Origin of the sequence: Lientehia hominis (genome assembly GCF_021044755.1) — a bacterium.
GTDB lineage: Bacteria > Bacillota > Clostridia > Lachnospirales > Lachnospiraceae > Lientehia > Lientehia hominis.
This window is the reverse complement of record NZ_JAJNOR010000001.1, coordinates 872,514-889,069: the sequence shown is the minus strand read 5'-3', so window position 1 is coordinate 889,069 and position 16,556 is coordinate 872,514. Positions and strand designations below refer to the sequence as shown.

At 51.4% G+C, this 16,556-nt stretch carries 18 protein-coding genes; 13 read left to right on the top strand and 5 right to left on the bottom strand.

What is annotated here, in order from left to right; translation table 11 throughout:
* The first annotated feature begins 5 nt into the window (after positions 1–5).
* The 6 genes from LQE92_RS04080 (at position 6) to LQE92_RS04055 (ending at position 5,625) form a co-directional block, all read left to right on the top strand.
* On the top strand, positions 6–1,079 hold the full coding sequence (locus tag LQE92_RS04080; protein WP_231061712.1) for an ABC transporter ATP-binding protein: 1,074 nt from the start codon (positions 6–8) through the stop codon (positions 1,077–1,079).
* Positions 1,072–1,884, top strand: coding sequence for an ABC transporter permease (locus LQE92_RS04075; RefSeq protein WP_231061711.1), 813 nt, complete (start codon positions 1,072–1,074; stop codon positions 1,882–1,884). Before LQE92_RS04080 ends, LQE92_RS04075 begins: the two co-directional genes overlap by 8 nt.
* Positions 1,884–2,669: an ABC transporter permease gene (locus LQE92_RS04070; protein WP_231061710.1), complete on the top strand. Its 786-nt coding sequence runs from the start codon at positions 1,884–1,886 to the stop codon at positions 2,667–2,669. Before LQE92_RS04075 ends, LQE92_RS04070 begins: the two co-directional genes overlap by 1 nt.
* A gap of 6 nt (positions 2,670–2,675) precedes the next feature.
* Entirely contained in the window at positions 2,676–3,746 is a 1,071-nt protein-coding gene (locus LQE92_RS04065) for an ABC transporter substrate-binding protein (RefSeq protein ID WP_231061709.1), read from the top strand.
* 238 nt (positions 3,747–3,984) lie between these two features.
* A complete protein-coding gene (locus tag LQE92_RS04060; RefSeq protein ID WP_231061708.1) occupies positions 3,985–4,779 on the top strand; it encodes a PHP domain-containing protein in 795 nt (264 codons plus the stop codon).
* A 48-nt stretch (positions 4,780–4,827) separates the two neighbouring features.
* The gene (locus LQE92_RS04055) at positions 4,828–5,625 is read left to right on the top strand and encodes an SH3 domain-containing protein (protein ID WP_231061707.1); all 798 of its coding nucleotides are present in this window, start codon (positions 4,828–4,830) and stop codon (positions 5,623–5,625) included.
* Between the two features lie 82 nt (positions 5,626–5,707).
* Here LQE92_RS04055 and LQE92_RS04050 read toward each other — a convergent pair whose 3' ends face one another.
* The 5 genes from LQE92_RS04050 to LQE92_RS04030 form a co-directional block, all read right to left on the bottom strand.
* Positions 5,708–6,697, bottom strand: a complete 990-nt coding sequence (locus LQE92_RS04050) for a diguanylate cyclase domain-containing protein (RefSeq protein WP_231061706.1) — start codon at positions 6,695–6,697, stop codon at positions 5,708–5,710.
* 161 nt (positions 6,698–6,858) lie between these two features.
* Positions 6,859–7,356 carry a superoxide dismutase family protein gene (locus tag LQE92_RS04045; RefSeq protein WP_231061705.1) on the bottom strand — a complete coding sequence of 166 codons (498 nt, stop codon included), beginning with the start codon at positions 7,354–7,356 and terminating at the stop codon, positions 6,859–6,861.
* A 3-nt stretch (positions 7,357–7,359) separates the two neighbouring features.
* Entirely contained in the window at positions 7,360–7,983 is a 624-nt protein-coding gene (locus tag LQE92_RS04040; protein WP_231061704.1) for a manganese catalase family protein, read from the bottom strand.
* Positions 7,947–8,231: a spore coat protein CotJB gene (locus LQE92_RS04035; RefSeq protein WP_231061703.1), complete on the bottom strand. Its 285-nt coding sequence runs from the start codon at positions 8,229–8,231 to the stop codon at positions 7,947–7,949. The genes LQE92_RS04040 and LQE92_RS04035 overlap by 37 nt, the downstream gene beginning before the upstream one ends.
* Complete coding sequence (locus tag LQE92_RS04030) at positions 8,228–8,710, bottom strand: spore coat associated protein CotJA (protein WP_231061702.1); 483 nt, start codon at positions 8,708–8,710, stop codon at positions 8,228–8,230. The genes LQE92_RS04035 and LQE92_RS04030 overlap by 4 nt, the downstream gene beginning before the upstream one ends.
* A 152-nt stretch (positions 8,711–8,862) precedes the next feature.
* Here LQE92_RS04030 and LQE92_RS04025 point away from each other — a divergent pair, with 152 nt between their 5' ends.
* The 7 genes from LQE92_RS04025 to hemL all read left to right on the top strand — a co-directional run bounded on the left by LQE92_RS04025 (position 8,863) and on the right by hemL (position 16,497).
* Complete coding sequence (locus LQE92_RS04025; RefSeq protein ID WP_231061701.1) at positions 8,863–9,783, top strand: LysR family transcriptional regulator; 921 nt, start codon at positions 8,863–8,865, stop codon at positions 9,781–9,783.
* A gap of 211 nt (positions 9,784–9,994) precedes the next feature.
* Positions 9,995–11,233, top strand: coding sequence for a glutamyl-tRNA reductase (gene hemA, locus LQE92_RS04020; RefSeq protein WP_231061700.1), 1,239 nt, complete (start codon positions 9,995–9,997; stop codon positions 11,231–11,233).
* A 41-nt stretch (positions 11,234–11,274) separates the two neighbouring features.
* A complete protein-coding gene (locus tag LQE92_RS04015; RefSeq protein WP_231061699.1) occupies positions 11,275–11,733 on the top strand; it encodes a precorrin-2 dehydrogenase/sirohydrochlorin ferrochelatase family protein in 459 nt (152 codons plus the stop codon).
* The gene (gene hemC, locus LQE92_RS04010; protein WP_231061698.1) at positions 11,733–12,644 is read left to right on the top strand and encodes a hydroxymethylbilane synthase; all 912 of its coding nucleotides are present in this window, start codon (positions 11,733–11,735) and stop codon (positions 12,642–12,644) included. Before LQE92_RS04015 ends, hemC begins: the two co-directional genes overlap by 1 nt.
* Entirely contained in the window at positions 12,641–14,176 is a 1,536-nt protein-coding gene (gene cobA / locus LQE92_RS04005; RefSeq protein ID WP_231061697.1) for a uroporphyrinogen-III C-methyltransferase, read from the top strand. Before hemC ends, cobA begins: the two co-directional genes overlap by 4 nt.
* Positions 14,177–14,207: 31 nt before the next feature.
* Positions 14,208–15,191 carry a porphobilinogen synthase gene (hemB, locus tag LQE92_RS04000; protein WP_231061696.1) on the top strand — a complete coding sequence of 328 codons (984 nt, stop codon included), beginning with the start codon at positions 14,208–14,210 and terminating at the stop codon, positions 15,189–15,191.
* A gap of 28 nt (positions 15,192–15,219) precedes the next feature.
* A complete protein-coding gene (hemL, locus tag LQE92_RS03995; RefSeq protein WP_231061695.1) occupies positions 15,220–16,497 on the top strand; it encodes a glutamate-1-semialdehyde 2,1-aminomutase in 1,278 nt (425 codons plus the stop codon).
* Positions 16,498–16,556 lie beyond the last annotated feature (59 nt).

Here is a 16,556-nt window from a genome sequence, read left to right as displayed (position 1 = left end):
ACGGGATGAGTACACCATTGATTGATCTGGTCCATGTGTCAAAGGCCTTTGACAAAAACCTGGTGCTGGATGAGCTTGACCTGTCCATTAAGGAAAACGAGTTTATGACGCTTCTTGGACCGAGCGGATGCGGAAAAACTACTACGCTCCGCATTATCGGAGGTTTTGAGAAGCCGGATACGGGAACCGTGTTTTTTGACGGAAAGGATATCACCGGAATCTCGCCAAACAAGCGCTCTTTAAACACGGTATTTCAGAAATATGCTTTGTTTTCCCATATGAACATTGAAGAAAATATTGCGTTCGGGCTGAAGATAAAGGGAAAATCCAAGGCATACATTAAAGATAAGATTCGTTATGCATTAAAGCTGGTGAACCTGGATGGATTTGAAAAGCGCAGCGTAGCATCCCTGAGCGGCGGCCAGCAGCAGAGAATCGCCATTGCGAGGGCTATTGTGAATGAACCGAAGGTCCTTCTTCTGGATGAGCCGCTGGGGGCGCTGGATCTGAAGCTTCGTCAGGATATGCAGTATGAATTGATACGGCTTAAAAATGAGCTGGGAATAACTTTTGTATACGTGACCCATGACCAGGAGGAAGCTCTCACTATGTCGGATACAGTCGTGGTCATGAACCAGGGCTATATTCAGCAGATGGGCTCCCCGGAGGACATCTACAATGAGCCGGAAAACGCGTTTGTAGCAGATTTTATCGGCGACAGCAATATCATAGACAGCCTGATGATAGAGGATAAGCTGGTGGAGATACTGGGGACCAGGTTTCCCTGTGTGGATACGGGATTTGGACGGAACCGTCCGGTGGATACGGTCATCCGCCCGGAGGACATTGAGCTTCGGGAGCCGGGGAAGGGCACGATGGAGGGCACCGTGTCCCATCTGATCTTCAAAGGAGTGCATTATGAGATGGAGGTCATGGCCGGCGGCTATGAGTGGCTGGTACATTCCACCAATTGTTATCCGGTTGGGACCAAGGTGAGCATACATGTGGATCCGTTCAATATACAGATCATGAAAAAGCCGGAGTCCGAAGATGAGGAGGCGGTGGGAATCGATGAGTAAGAAACTGTTGTCCACGCCATATTTAATATGGATGATCGGTTTTACGATGATCCCTTTGGCTCTGGTGGTATATTACGGAATCACGGATAAGACAGGGGCATTCACGCTGCAGAATATCCTGTCCATTGCTACTCCGGAGAGAATGAACGCTCTGCTCCGATCCCTGAAGCTGTCGCTTATCAGCACGGGGATCTGCCTTCTTCTGGCATATCCACTGGCAATGATACTGAAGAGTCTGAAGGTGAAGCAGAGCAGCTTTATCGTTTTCATTTTCATTCTTCCCATGTGGATGAATTTTCTGCTTCGGACCATGGCATGGCAGACTCTGCTGGACCGGAATGGGGTAATCAACAGTATATTGAATTTTCTGCATCTGCCGGCGCTGAATATCATTAACACGCAGACAGCCATCATATTCGGCATGGTTTATAATTTCCTGCCTTTTATGGTGTTGCCGATCTATAATGTGCTGGTGAAGATTGGGGACGACACAGTGGAGGCAGCCAGGGATCTGGGAGCCAACAGCACGCAGACTTTTTTTCGGGTGATCTTTCCCCTGAGCATGCCGGGCGTCATAAGCGGCATTACCATGGTGTTTGTACCGGCGCTCACGACCTTTGTTATCTCCGATCTGCTGGGGGGAGGCATGGTCCTTCTGATCGGCAATGTGATTGAACAGGAATTTACGTTCACAGCCAACTGGAACCTGGGTTCGGGCCTTTCCCTGGTACTCATGATATTTATTCTGATCAGCATGGCGCTGCTGGCCAAATATGACAAAGACGGAGAGGGGGCGGCATTCTGATGGGCAGATTTTTCAAACGGTTTTATCTGGTTGTCATGTTTGTGTTTTTGTATGCTCCCATCGGGGCGCTGATGGTGCTGTCCTTCAATAGTTCCAAGTACATGTCCAAATGGGGCGGCTTCAGTCTGAAATGGTATGAGCAGCTTTTTTCCAGTCAGCTTATCATGTCGGCTTTAAAGACTACGCTGATCATTGCATTCCTGTCGGCACTCATCGCGACGGTGATCGGGACGGCGGCCTGTATCGGTATCAATCACATGAAAAAGGTCCCCAGGACTTTGGTAATGGGAATGAACAGTATTCCGCTCATGAATGCCGATATTGTGACCGGTATTTCCCTGATGCTTTGTTTTATTGCCTTTGGGGTCAGTCTGGGTTTCGGAACGGTGCTGATTTCCCATATTACTTTTAATATTCCCTACGTAGTGCTCAGTGTCATGCCGAAAATGAAGCAGACGGAGAAGAGCACCTATGAAGCGGCTCTGGATCTGGGAGCTTCTCCGCTCCAGGCCTTTTTCAAGGTGGTATTCCCTGATATCCTGCCCGGCATCCTGTCGGGGTTCCTGCTTTCCTTCACAATGTCCCTGGATGATTTCATTATCACCCATTTCACAAAAGGGGCGGGTGTTAATACATTGTCCACTCTCATATACAGCGAGGTACGGAAGGGCATAAAGCCCAGTCTGTACGCGCTGTCCACAATCCTTTTCCTGGCGGTCCTGGTACTCTTGATCATAGCCAATCTGCCAAAGAAGAAGAGCAAAGAAACAGTAAAGGAGCAATGACGAGACATGAAAAAAAAGATAATGATATTCGTATTGGCGGTATCCCTGTGCCTTTCCTGCCTGGCCGGCTGCGGCGGAGGAAAGAAAAATTCAAAGGGCGTGGTCAAGATATATAACTGGGGGGAGTACATTGATGAAGAGGTAATCCAGCAATTCGAGGATGAAACCGGAATAGAAGTAATTTATGATACCTTTGAGACGAATGAGGAGATGTATCCGATCATTGAAGCGGGGGGAACTTCCTATGATGCTGTCTGTCCGTCCGATTATATGATCGAGAAAATGATAAAAAATGATCTGCTTTCAGAGATTAATTTTGACAATATTCCCAACATGAAATATATCAGTGAGAGCATCATGGAAGGTTCGAAAGCCTTTGATCCGGAAAATAAATATTCGGTCCCTTATACCTTCGGCACGCTGGGGATACTCTATAACACGACTATGGTGGAAGAACCGGTGACCAGCTGGAACGCCCTTTGGAATGAAAAATACAAAGGAGAGATTCTGATGTATAACAGCCCGAGGGACCTGTTTACGGCGCCTCTTGAGCTTCTGGGCTATTCCATCAACACCACGGATGAAGCGCAGCTTGGGGAAGCGAAGGAGCTTCTTCTGGAGCAGAAGCCTCTGCTTCAGAGGTATGTCATGGATCAGATAAAGGACATCATGATTTCGGGAAGTGCGGCCATGGCCATGGCATATTCCGGAGAAGTGCTCCAGCTCCAGGAGGCAAATCCGGATCTGGCTTATGTGGTGCCTGAGGAAGGAAGCAACTATTTCATCGATTCCTGGGTGATTCCAGCCAACTCGGAAAATAAGGAAAATGCGGAGGCCTGGATCAATTTTCTGAACGATCCGGAGATCGCTCTTAAAAACTTTGAATATATTACATATTCTACGCCGAATACCGGCGCTCAGGAGCTCATGGACCAGGCACTCCTGGAGAATCCGGCTGTGTTTCCGGGAGAGGAGATTTTGAAAAAATGCGAGGTTTTCCACTCTCTTGGTGAGGAAGGAGACACCCTTTTCAACGATCTGTGGCTGGAAATCAAGGATGCGGCGGTGAAATCTTAATTATTTATGAATTGAATGGAAACGGCGAATAACCCTTTACCTGATTTGGAAAACATGGTAGAATGTCGTCAGATATTCTGCCATGTTTTTTTGCCTGTGCCTTTGAATATTTTCTAACAAATCTATCTATGTAGACCAGAGGAGACAGAAGGAAGGAATACGGGTTGCAATATCCGCCGGGAACGGCGTATAATAAATAGAAGTGAGATGGAATCGCTGATCGGAAAGGGATGATGATTTGAAATTTGACTTTCATTGCCATACGAAAAACGGTTCCCTGGATGCCAGGGTGGACGTTTGGGAATATGCGAAGCTTTTGAAAGAAAAGGGCTTCGGGGGCATGATGGTTACAGACCATAACAGCTACAACGGATATCGTGCGTGGCTTGAGTATAAGGAGAGGTATGGAGAACTGGAGGATTTCACGGTCTTAAGAGGAATCGAGTACGATACACTGGATGCGGGACATATCCTGGTGGTCATGCCCGACGATGTGGATCTCAAGATCCTGGAGGTAAGAGGCCTCCCCATCCATATGCTCGTCAAAGTGGTGCATCGGTATGGAGGGATCTTGGGGCCGGCGCATCCTTATGGTGCTAAATTTTTGAGCGCTATGTGTTCCAAAAGACTGGACCGGGATATCCGTCTGATCCACGATTTCGACTTCGTGGAAGCATTCAATACCTGTGAGCTTCCCGGCTCCAATGAAAAAGCCAGGGCTCTGGCAGAAAAATACGGAAAGGTCTGTTTCGGAGGCTCAGATTCCCACCGGACAGATTATATCGGCATGGCATATACGGAGATTGATTCGCCCGTGAATTGCTGCGATGACCTGATCCGGCTGGTGAAGGCTCATGAGATCGCAGGATGCGGCGGTACGGAGCGGGCGCCGAAGGAACAGGCACCTATTACAAAGATGGCGTTGGGGGCCGTCTGGAAGGTCTATAACCGGGGACTGGCGGCAGCCAAATACCACGCCAGAATACTGGGCCTCAGAGAGCTGGGCCTGAGGGGAGTTCCCTACAGCTTATAAAAGTCTGGTCTGGCGGCAGGCAGGATACAATAATGACGGAGGAATTCTATGCGAGGGTTTCGGCAATGGATGTCTGATCACAGTGAGATAACTGGCATCCTGGTATTTTTATTGATTGTGATAGTGGTGGGCGGCGCGGCCTATGGTATCAGCTATGCGGTTGACGGCGGCCACGGAAAAAAAGCAAAGACTACAACAGAAGCCGGGAACGGAGAGACGACAGAATCTCCTACGGCGGAAACTACATCGGGACAAGCTTCTTCTGAAGGCCAGACATCTGCCGCAGAGACTCAGCCGACAGAAGCGGCTACTACTGCGGCCACAACGGCGGCAGGCGGCAGTGAAACAACGGCAGCAGGCGCGGCGGCTCCTTCCCTGGGAGATACCATCAATGAATACGGAGTATATTTCCAGATTGTGGATGAGAACGTGACGGCCAAGATCGAGACGAATCTCCGCCGTGTGCCCAGTACCAACAGCGATGAGGATATCATAGCCACGATTTATAATGGGGACTGGATAAAGCGGACCGGAATCGGCCATAACGGATGGTCCAGAGTGGAATACAACGGACAGGTCCTGTATGCGGTGACCAGTTATCTTTCCACAGACGGGTCTTCTTCTTCAGAACCCATCTATCAGGCAGCGAACGATACTGTGACGGCGAAGGAAGAAGTTTATCTGCGTTCGTCGCCAGATTCCGCGTCCGATGACAATGTGGTCGCCACATTGACCAAAGGAACATCTGTGGCGAGGATCGGTATTGGAAGCAATGGGTGGTCGAAGCTTGATTATAACGGGACAGAGGTATATGCGGTGACCAGCCTTTTGGAAACAGTACAATAAATAAGCGGCCGGAGTGATCCGGCCGCTTATTCGCTTCTAAGAAAAGTCTGCCTCACTCTTATAAAAGAATGAGATATGCTGTTTAAGGAGTGATATCCTCGTAGAAGCAGTAGGAGCCCTTGTTACGCCGTTTGGCGTAATAGAGGGCTTCATCTGCGTTCCGGTACAGGGTATCAAAATCAATTGGCTGCCCGATGCTTCGGCAGATGCCGGCGGTACAGCCGAGGTTCTGACAGCTTTCGTATCGTTCCATCAGCTCCCGGAACTGTTTCTGCAATGAAAAGAGGTTTTGCTCCAGTACTTTTTTGGGCTGGACTCCCGGTTCTAAAACAGCGAATTCATCTCCGCCGAGACGGCCCAGGATGCCGGAAGAAGAGGTATATACCTGAAGAAGGCGGGAGAACCGTTTTAGGACTTTGTCACCTTCTCCATGCCCGTATGTATCATTTACAGATTTGAAATGATCCAGATCGATCAGAAAAAAAGTCACTTCCCGGTTGCTTTCCAGATACCGCTCTACTTTTTCGTGAAAAGAAACATGATTATAGAGTCCGGTCATGAGATCCAGCTCCGATTTATAACGGAATTCATCAGCCAGCTGAAGGGCGTCTTTTACCTGCTGAGATAAGGTCTTCGGATAGAATTCATGATCTGCCTGGTCGATATTGGGAGTGGATTGATGAATATGGAGGATTTTCCAGACTTCGTTTTTTTCCCTGCGGAAAATGACGCTGAAACGAGTGTCCATATTGATCTGGAACGGAGAACCGGAAATCCCTTTTTCACGGACCCACAGTCCGCCGTATACAAGACAGATCGTTTCGGAGAGGGAACGGAAAGCATACCAGTCATCTACGATTTCAAATTGAATCTGCGCGGCCTGCTGCTGGTTTATGAGCAGAGCGTGAGCAGCCTCCTCCAGGGAATGATAGACCTCATGTTTGCCGGTGCCGATGATAGTCAGACTGTCGCTGCAGCAGGAAAGAATCTCCTGAAAATGTTCCGGGGTAGGTTCCATGAGATAGAAATTCCAAAAGCGTTTGGTTATGTTGATCAACTCTCGTTCTGTCATGATCTTCTCCTGAGTTTGTAAAAATCCAATTGTGGAAACAGAAATTCTGTTAAGATAATCATATTAGAAAAAAGGATTGATGTCAACGAACGGGATAGGTATTTCCAGTAAAAAACCGGGAGAAAGCTTCTGCTTTCTTCCGGTTTTTTATAGTGTACTATTTATACCAGATCGCCTACGATTTCTCCACAGGCCATTTTAGCGCCGGAGTCTCCGGAAGGCTGTGTGTGGAAATCGTCCGGATGATCGTGGATTATGACGGTCCGTCCGATGATCTCATCCGGCTGGAACCGGTTGGTATAGAACATGCTGAGGGCGTAGCCGTTGTTCCCGAACAAGGGAGGAAGATCCCCCGCGTGATATGGGTGCTGGCAGCCTTCCGGGGCATAGTGGTTTCCCGTTTCTGAAAACGGTTCCTCCTGAGACCCCTGGCAGGAATCTCCTTCATGAATATGGAATCCGAAGATTCCTTCTGTGCAGGCATGGTCTGTGAACGGAAGCCCGGCGGCTTCCACGACGACTAAAGTTCCGTCCCAGAAGGGATAGAAGTATACTGTTCCGTGGATATCCGGATATTCATCGCTGCCGTATATATCTGAATGAGAAACGGGCGTCATTCGCAGAATGGTATCAAAAGCGTCGTTTAATTCAGTCCTCATAGATTATTTCCTACAGGGGCAGTCGCCGCCCATCTTGTCAAAAGCAGGGTTAAAGGCATAAAAATTCTTGGAATCCAGATTTTCCTGAGTGACGCGGAGCGCTTCACCAAACCTCTGGAAATGCACTACTTCTCTTTCCCTGAGGAAACGGATAGGATCGCAGACCTCAGGGTCTTTTACAAGACGGAGAATGTTGTCGTAAGTGGTGCGGGCTTTCTGTTCTGCGGCCATATCTTCAAAAAGATCTGTGATAGGATCGCCTTTGGACTGGAATTCACATGCGTTGAAGGGTACACCGCCTGCCGCCTGCGGCCAGATACCTGCAGTGTGGTCCACATAATAATCGGCAAAGCCTTCTGCTTCCAGCTGCTCTGCAGTCAGGTTGCGGGTCAGCTGATGGACGATGGAAGCTACGATCTCCAAATGGGCCAGTTCCTCCGTACCGATGTCTGTCAGGGTCGCCTGGCACTGTTTATAAGGCATGACATAGCGTTGGGAAAGATAGCGCATGGAAGCCCCCATTTCACCATCCGGACCACCATACTGGCTCATTATTACTTTTGCAATTTTTGCATTGGGAGTCGTGATGTTTACCGGGTACTGCAGCCTTTTCTCATAGTTCCACATTTGCTCCCACCTCCTTCCCAGGGCCAGGGGCCGTTCACCCAGGTCCAATAATCGGCGGAATCCTTCACGCCGTCTTTTGTCAGAGGGCCGAATTGGCATTCATAAGCCGCGACTGCGGTCTCTCTGGCATCCTTCATACACTGATAGTAAGCCAGGGCATCCTGGTCATCCGGATGAGTGTCCAGATACAGAAGGACATCATCCACAGCAAAGCTGTACTGATAGATTTGAGTCATTAAGTCATTCATGGACGAACTGCGCACCTCCCGATCACAAAGGGTTTATCAAGAGACGGAAAGACCGTCCCAATGAAGAGAGCCTGGTCCAATGGGTACGTACATTCCCATTGCTGCCAGGGGACATAGCCCATGGCGACGTCCTGGTTTTCAGAAGAGAGTCGGCTGCCGGGACGGCAGACATTATAGTCGGCACAGGAACCGGTCTGGCAGGCACAGGAACCGGTCTGGCAGGCACAGTTCCGGCGGGATGCGATGTTGGGCGCAGAGGCGCCGCAGGAGCCGGATGTGCTGCGGGATGAAGAACAGCCGCAGGAACCGGGCATGGTACGGGGTGTAGGGGTATCACAGGAACCGGGCATTGAATGGGATGCGGAATTTCCGCAGGAGCAATTCTGCCCGGCGGTATTACAAGATGCAGGGCTGCCGCAGGAACTGGACATAGCTGCATTGCGCCGGCAGTCACAGCGGCGCTGGTTGTATCGTTCCAATATAAGAACTCCTTTCAGATTGGTATGGTTATTAGTAGTGTATGAAAAATGAAAAGGAAGGTGCAGGATCGTATGCCGGCAGTATTGCGCATTCATCGGAAAAGTGATATTATTTCTTTGAGTATATAGAAAAAACCTATAAAGGATAAAATATGACGATACGGCATCTGAAAATATTTGTGGAGGTAGCGGACACCGGAAAGATGAGCGCGGCGGCAGAACGGTGTTTTATTTCACAGCCCACGGTCAGCCAGACCATCCGGGAACTGGAAGAGCATTATCAGGTAAAACTTTTTGAGCGGCTGTCCAAGCGGCTTTTTATCACAGAAGAGGGGAAAATGCTGCTGACTTATGCCAGACAGGTGATACGCCAGTTCGATGAGCTGGAAGCTGCCATGTTCCTGACAGGCCGGAAGAGGCTGCTGAAGCTTGGAGCATCCGTGACGGTCGGAAACTGTCTGCTGTCTGGGATTCTGGAAGCGCTGAAGACGGAGAGACCAGAGACAGAGGTCTATACCTGCGTGAACAATACGGCATTTATCGAAGAGCTGCTGCTGAAAGCAGAGCTGGATGTGGGCGTTCTGGAAGGAAGGGTTAAAAGCCCGGAATTGGTAAGCGTTCCGATGATACAGGACTATCTGGTCCTGGCCTGCGGGAAAGACCATCCATTTTTTGGGAGGAAGGAGCTGACTCTGCAGGATCTGCATGGACAGAAGTTCCTCATGCGGGAAGGCGGAAGCGGTACAAGGGCTTTATTTGAGAGCTTTCTGGAGAGCCGGCATGTGAATATCCGCGTCTGCGGAGAATGTGCGTCCTCAGAGGCGATGAAAGAAGCGGTGATGAAGAACGGGTGCCTGGCTGTACTGTCCATCCGACTGATCCTGGATGAGATAGAACAAGGGAATATAGGGGCGTTTGAGAGCAGCAGCAGAGAATGGGACCGGTCCTTTAAGATTGTGTATCATAAAAATAAATTTATCGGAGAGGATCTGCAGGCATTGGAGAGGATCCTTCATACCTACAGGGAACCGGAACTGCCTCCCGGAAAACATGTCGGTATCTTGCAGACGTAGAAATATATGATATAATGAGCAAAGGAACCACATCTTCAATAGCTCTGGAACAGGAGGAGATCTGCTTTTTGTCCAGGCGCCATGCCGGCAGCTGCAACCGGCATTTTTGGTCTCCAGCCTGCAGACTCTGCCGGGGCCGGAACAGGGCTGTTGGCAGCATTTGCTTTCCGATTATTAATAGATATGTACAGAAAAGAGGACTAATATTTTCATGAGGATAAAGATGGCCGGTATTGATTACCGGAAAGCGCCGCTCCAGGTACGGGAGCTGTTTTCCATGACGGCTTCTGCGGCAGAAAGGGCGCTTAAGAACAGCAGAGAGATAGAGGGGATGACCGGCTGTGTCATCATTTCTACCTGCAACCGGACAGAATACTGGATAAGCGGAGAAGAGGAAAGCTTTGACAGTCTGAACCCTGCGGAGCTTCTTGCACAGGAAAAGGGGCAGGCCCTTGATACATATGAGCCATATTTTTCAGTCAGAGAGGGGATGGAGGCGGTCCATTATCTGATGGAGCTGTCCTGCGGGCTGCGGTCTCAGATATTCGGGGACGATCAGATCATCACCCAGGTGAAGCACGCACTGGATGCGGCGAGAGAACAGGCGGCGGTGGATTCCGTGCTGGAGACGCTGTTCCGGACGGCAGTGACCGGCGCAAAAAAGGTAAAGACAGAGGTTTTGCTGACCAATGTAGACCGGTCTGTGGCTGCGGCCATGGCTCTTCTGCTGCAAAAGGAACAGATTCCTATTCAGGGAAAACGCTGTATGGTCATAGGAAACGGTGAGATCGGGAGACTGGCGGCGGCGGAGCTGGTGAAAGCCGGCGGAGAGGTGTTCATGACCCTGCGGCAGTATAAGACGAGAGAAGCTATCATTCCGGCAGGCTGCCATGTGATTGATTATCACGCCCGGTATGAGCATCTGGCCCGGATGGATGTCGTAGTCAGCGCTACAGTCAGCCCCCATTATACCCTGACGAAGGAACGGGCTGAAGTCTGTCTTGACGGCACGGAAAAGGTGCTTGTGGATCTGGCCATTCCGAGAGATATGGAACCGGAGCTTGCGGCGCTGCCGGGGATAAAGCTTTATGACATGGACAGCTTCAGCCGGCTGAAATATGAAGGGGATTCCAGGCAGATCGCGGTGGCTGACGAGATTCTTTCGAAGTATGAACTGGAATATGAGCAGTGGTATGAATTCCGGGAGTTTGTTCCGGTGGTAAAAGGGATTTCAAAGACTGCGGGAGAGGATGCTTCGGCCAGACTTCGGAAGGAGCTTAAGCGCCTGGGACTGACTTTGGAAGTAAGAGAAGAATTGGAGCGGGCGATCGAAAAGTCAGTTTCTAAGGTGGTGGCGAAGCTGTGCTACGGACTTCGGGAGGAGCTGGAGCAGGATGCATGGAAACTCTGTCTGGATGGTCTCAGACGTTCCGCGGAGAATTTGGAGTAAGCAGCAGTCCGGATGGGAGCCGGCGGGAAGGACGGTAACACATGCGATTTCCGATGTTTGTGGAGTTGGAAGGGAAAAGAGTGGTCGTGGCCGGCGCCGGGACCATTGGGACCAGGCGTATCAGAGTTCTGGTAGAATTCGGCGCCAGCGTGCTGGTCATCTCGCCGGAAGTATCCGGCGAAGTCAGAGATCTCTGGCAGTCAGGGAAAGTCCAGTGTGAGCTGCGGACTGTGGAAAAACAGGATATGGAAACGGCATTTTTGGTAGTGGCTGCCGCGGATAAGCGGGAGATCAATCACCAGATCTATGAGTGGTGCTCGGAGGCAGGTATTCCAGTGAATGTGGCAGATAAAAAGGAAGAATGCAGCTTTTATTTTCCGGGGATCGCCAAGAGAGGAAGTCTCGTAGCCGGAGTCTGTGCTGGTGGTGAAGATCACAGGCTTGCCAGACAGGCGGTGGAAGAAATCCGGGAATTCTGGAAGGAAAAGGCGGGAATTTAATGGAAGAAAGACGAGTGATCCGTGTGGGAAGCAGGGAAAGCAGGCTGGCGGTGGAACAGACCATGCTGCTTCTGCGGAAAATAGAGGAGTATCATCCGGAGCTTCAGTTTGAGCTGGTGACAATGAAGACTACCGGCGACATGATCCTGGACCGGAGTCTGGATAAGGTGGGCGGAAAAGGCCTTTTTGTCAAGGAACTGGATAAAGCACTCCGGGGAGGGCAGATTGATTTTTCTGTCCACAGCCTGAAGGATATGCCCATGGAACAGCCGGAGGGAATGCCCATCGTGGCTCTGTCCCGGCGCGGAGAACCCAGGGATGTTCTTGTTTATCCCAGAGGCGGAAAAAGGCGGAGGCCGGAGGACGGCAGACCGTTCCGGATCGGAACATCCAGTGAAAGACGGCGCCTTCAGCTGAAAAAGCTGTTTCCGGAGGCGGAATTCCTTTTAATACGGGGGAATGTACTGACCAGGCTCAAAAAGCTGGACGAAGGAGGATATGACGCCATCGTCCTGGCTGCCGCGGGGCTTATCCGCCTGGGGCTTGAAGAGCGGATTGATGCGTACCTGGAGCCTGCACAGGTGATTCCGGCTGCGGGGCAGGCGGTGCTGGCGGTGCAGGGCAGGTCAGGCGAGGATTATTCTTACCTGGACTGCATAAATGATGAGGATGCCTGGCAGACAGCCGGCGCGGAGAGAAGCTTTGTCAAAAAACTGAATGGAGGATGTTCTTCCCCCATAGCCGCGTACGCGGAAAAAAAACATGGGCAGCTTTGTCTGCAGGGGCTCTTCTTTGACGAAGAGACAGGGCGCCATTCGGTCGGCAGCATAGAGGGGCGTTCGGAAGAAGCGGAAAAACTGGGCGAGAATCTGGCAGATGCACTTCGGCTGGAGGCGGCGGCCGGAGCATGAACTTAGAACGAGAAAGGCAGCAGTCAGATATGAATAAGATCGGCAAGGTATGGCTGGTGGGAGCGGGCCCTTCAGATCCCGGATTGTTTACGATTAAAGGATTACAGGTGCTGGAGCAGGCCCAGGTAGTGGTATATGACCGTCTGGTGGGACAGGCAGTCCTTCAGATGATGCCGCAGACGGCAGAGAAGATAAATGTAGGGAAGCAGTCCGGAGCGCATCCGGTGCCTCAGGAAGAGATCAACCAGATTCTTCTGGATAAAGCGAAAGAGGGAAAACGCGTTGTCCGGTTGAAGGGAGGAGACCCTTTTGTATTTGGAAGGGGCGGAGAAGAGCTGGAGCTTTTGGTGAAGAATGGAATCCCCTTTGAGGTTGTGCCGGGAGTGACTGCTGCAGCGGCAGTGCCGGCTTATGCCGGAATCCCGGTGACCCACAGAGACTGCTGTTCTTCTGTACATTTGATAACCGCTCATAAAAAGCGGGGAAGCGAGGAAGAACTGGATTTTGAGACCTTATCCAGACTGGACGGGACCCTGGTTTTTTATATGGGTCTCAGCGCCCTGGGGGACATATGCGAAGGACTTCTGAGAGCCGGCATGGATCCGGATATGCCGGCAGCGGTGCTGGAGCGGGGGACGACTGCCGCGCAGAGAAAGGTGATATCTGCCCTTTCCAGTCTGAAGAAGGAAGCAGATAAAGCGAATTTGAGTTCTCCTTCTCTGATCGTGGTCGGCAGGGTCTGCAGTCTGGCGGATACCTTTCACTGGGCGGAAGACAGGCCTCTGGGGAAACAGAGAGTCATTGTCACCAGGCCGAAGAAGAGGAGCAAAAAGCTGGCGGACAGGCTTGAGGCTCTGGGTGCGGAGGTGATTCTGCTTCCGGCCATAGAGACGAGGCCTATAGAAGACAATAGACCGCTGGAGGAGACGCTTCAGAGTCTGGAGCGGTATCAGTGGATAGGCTTTACCAGCTCAGAGGGGGCGGACTGCTTTTTTGATGCGCTCTGCCGCCGAAGAATCGATGTGAGGAGCCTGGCAGGGATTCGGTTTGCAGCCATCGGGCCGGCGACCAGGAGGTCTGTGGAAAAGAGAGGGATCCTGGTGGAGCTGCAGCCGGAGACATATACCGGGGAAGCATTTGGGAAGCTTTTAGCTCAGGCGGTGGCTTCAGGCGAGAGACTCCTTCTTCCAAGGGCCAGAATCGGTACAGAGCAGATTATCGGGCCGCTGACGGAGGCGGGAATCCTGTTTGATGATATTCCGGTCTATGATACCGTATGGGAACACATCGGGGCGTCGGAATTTAAACTTCTGCCGGATGACATTGTGACCTTTACCAGCGCGTCCACAGTGAGGGGATTCGTGCAGATGATGCAGGGAACTGATCTGAGCGGGATAAGGGGCCTTTGCATTGGTGAGCAGACGGCGGAGGAAGCCGTAAGATATGGAATCCGTGTAGAAATATCGGATCGGGCGGATGTGGAAAGTATGGTAGAAAAGCTGCTGGATGTGAAGGACAGCGGATGGAGATAATCGGGCATGTATGCTGAAGGAGGAACGATAAATGGATATGGTAAAGCGTCCAAGGCGTCTGAGAGGCGGAGAAACGCTGAGAAGAATGGTGCGGGAGACCAGGATGGATAAGGCTTCCCTGGTCTATCCGATGTTTGTGGTGGAAGGAAGAGGAATCCGGCATGAGATTCCTTCTATGCCGGGGCAGTACCATTACAGTCTGGATATGCTGCCTGCGGCGCTGGAAGAAGCAGCAGATGCCGGAGTCTCCAGCATTATGCTGTTTGGAATACCAGACAAAAAGGATGAACTTGGCAGCGGCGCCTACGACCGTGACGGAATCATACAGAGGGCGCTCAGGACCGGAAAAGAAACGGTGCCGGAGCTCTATTATATCACCGATGTCTGTATGTGCGAATATACCTCCCATGGACACTGCGGCGCTTTGTGCGGCCATGATGTGGATAACGACGCGACGCTTCCGCTCCTGGCGAAAACGGCGCTGTCTCATGTGCAGGCAGGGGCTGACATGGTCGCCCCTTCCGATATGATGGATGGAAGAGTGGGGGCAATCCGGGAAACCCTGGACAAGAATGGTTATGTAAATACGCCGATCATGTCTTACGCTGTAAAGTACGCGTCTGCCTTTTACGGTCCTTTCCGGGAGGCGGCGGATTCTGCCCCCAGTTTTGGAGACAGGAAGACGTATCAGATGGATTTCCACAATGTGAAGGAAGGCATAAAGGAAGCGCTTTTGGATGTGGAGGAAGGAGCCGACCTTGTCATGGTGAAGCCGGCCCTTTCTTATATGGATGTGATACGGAGAGTCTCGGAGACAGTCCATGTGCCGGTGGCGGCTTACAGCGTGAGCGGAGAATATGCGATGATTAAGGCGGCAGCTGAGAAGGGCTGGATCAATGAAGAGGCTGTTATATGTGAATCAGCGGCTTCCATATACCGGGCCGGCGCCGACATCCTGATCACCTACTATGCAAAAGAGCTGGCAAGATATATGGACGAAGGCAGAATCGGATAAAGAAGCCAAAGAGGAGAGGAGACAGGATATGAGCATATCAGAGCAACTATTTGAAAGGGCAAAGCGAGTGATCCCCGGCGGCGTCAACAGTCCGGTCCGTGCGTTTCAGGCGGTAGGGGGAAATCCACGTTTTATTGCTCACGCAGAAAAGGAAATGATCACGGATGTGGACGGGAATACATACATCGATTACATTGGCTCCTGGGGACCGATGATCCTCGGCCATAACCATCCGGCCATTAAGGCTGCCGCCATGGAGGCGGCTGAGAAAGGCCTGAGCTTTGGAGCCAGCTGCCCGGCAGAGGTGGAGATGGCGGAGCTCATCTGTGAGATGGTGCCTTCCGTCGAGCTGATCCGAATGGTGAATTCCGGGACGGAAGCGGTGATGTCCGCTCTCCGCGTGGCCAGAGGGTATACAGGGAAGAGTAAGGTAATAAAATTTGAAGGCTGTTATCATGGACACAGTGACGGGATGCTGGTAAAAGCGGGGTCCGGTGTGATGACCAGCGGAGTGCCTGACAGCGCCGGAGTGCCGGAAGGTTGCGCCAGGGATACTCTCACAGCAGTTTATAATGATATGGACAGCGTGAGAAAGCTGTTTTTGGAATGCCCCGGAGAAATCGCTGCGGTGATCGTTGAGCCGGTGGCCGCCAATATGGGTGTGGTGGCTCCCAGGAAGGGGTTTCTGGAGGAACTGCGGCAGGTGTGTACGGAGCAGGGGGCGCTGCTGATCTTTGATGAGGTGATCACCGGCTTCCGGCTTGGTTTCGACGGCGCGCAGGGATATTATGGAATCGAGCCGGATATGACCACTTTCGGGAAGATCATCGGCGCCGGCATGCCGGTTGGGGCATATGGCGGACGCCGGGATATCATGGAGATGGTGGCGCCAGTGGGGAACGTGTATCAGGCGGGCACCCTCAGCGGGAACCCGGTGGCTATGGCCGCAGGGCTCGCACAGCTTCGTATCTTGAAGAATCATCCCGAAATTTATCGGGATATGAACGAAATGGGTGAATATTTCAGGAGGGAGCTTCTGGGGATTGTGTCCAGAAGCGGCGCTCCGTGTCAGGTGAACGGTGTCGGTTCTCTTTCCTGCCTGTTTTTCACCAACGAGCCGGTCACAGATTATCGTTCTGCGAAGACGGCGGATGTAAATGCCTTTGGGGAATATTTCCGTTATCTGCTCAGTCACGGTATTTATGCCGCGCCGTCTCAGTTTGAAGCGGTGTTTATGTCCAGTGTACATACAAAAGAAGATGTGGATAAAACACTGTCGGTGATTGAGGAATACTGGAAGAAATAAGACCGACAGATGTCTGATCTCAAAAATGGCTAATGGAGAAAAGACAGATAACAGAAAGA

Bases quoted from the DNA above. Each gene is read 5' to 3' on its own strand.
- LQE92_RS04080 (WP_231061712.1), top strand. From the start codon at position 6: ATGAGTACACCATTGATTGATCTGGTCCATGTGTCAAAGGCCTTTGAC.
- LQE92_RS04075 (WP_231061711.1), top strand. From the start codon at position 1,072: ATGAGTAAGAAACTGTTGTCCACGCCATATTTAATATGGATGATCGGT.
- LQE92_RS04070 (WP_231061710.1), top strand. From the start codon at position 1,884: ATGGGCAGATTTTTCAAACGGTTTTATCTGGTTGTCATGTTTGTGTTT.
- LQE92_RS04065 (WP_231061709.1), top strand. From the start codon at position 2,676: ATGAAAAAAAAGATAATGATATTCGTATTGGCGGTATCCCTGTGCCTT.
- LQE92_RS04055 (WP_231061707.1), top strand. From the start codon at position 4,828: ATGCGAGGGTTTCGGCAATGGATGTCTGATCACAGTGAGATAACTGGC.
- LQE92_RS04050 (WP_231061706.1), bottom strand. From the start codon at position 6,697: ATGACAGAACGAGAGTTGATCAACATAACCAAACGCTTTTGGAATTTC.
- LQE92_RS04045 (WP_231061705.1), bottom strand. From the start codon at position 7,356: ATGAGGACTGAATTAAACGACGCTTTTGATACCATTCTGCGAATGACG.
- LQE92_RS04040 (WP_231061704.1), bottom strand. From the start codon at position 7,983: ATGTGGAACTATGAGAAAAGGCTGCAGTACCCGGTAAACATCACGACT.
- LQE92_RS04035 (WP_231061703.1), bottom strand. From the start codon at position 8,231: ATGAATGACTTAATGACTCAAATCTATCAGTACAGCTTTGCTGTGGAT.
- LQE92_RS04025 (WP_231061701.1), top strand. From the start codon at position 8,863: ATGACGATACGGCATCTGAAAATATTTGTGGAGGTAGCGGACACCGGA.
- hemA (WP_231061700.1), top strand. From the start codon at position 9,995: ATGAGGATAAAGATGGCCGGTATTGATTACCGGAAAGCGCCGCTCCAG.
- LQE92_RS04015 (WP_231061699.1), top strand. From the start codon at position 11,275: ATGCGATTTCCGATGTTTGTGGAGTTGGAAGGGAAAAGAGTGGTCGTG.
- hemC (WP_231061698.1), top strand. From the start codon at position 11,733: ATGGAAGAAAGACGAGTGATCCGTGTGGGAAGCAGGGAAAGCAGGCTG.
- cobA (WP_231061697.1), top strand. From the start codon at position 12,641: ATGAACTTAGAACGAGAAAGGCAGCAGTCAGATATGAATAAGATCGGC.
- hemB (WP_231061696.1), top strand. From the start codon at position 14,208: ATGGATATGGTAAAGCGTCCAAGGCGTCTGAGAGGCGGAGAAACGCTG.
- hemL (WP_231061695.1), top strand. From the start codon at position 15,220: ATGAGCATATCAGAGCAACTATTTGAAAGGGCAAAGCGAGTGATCCCC.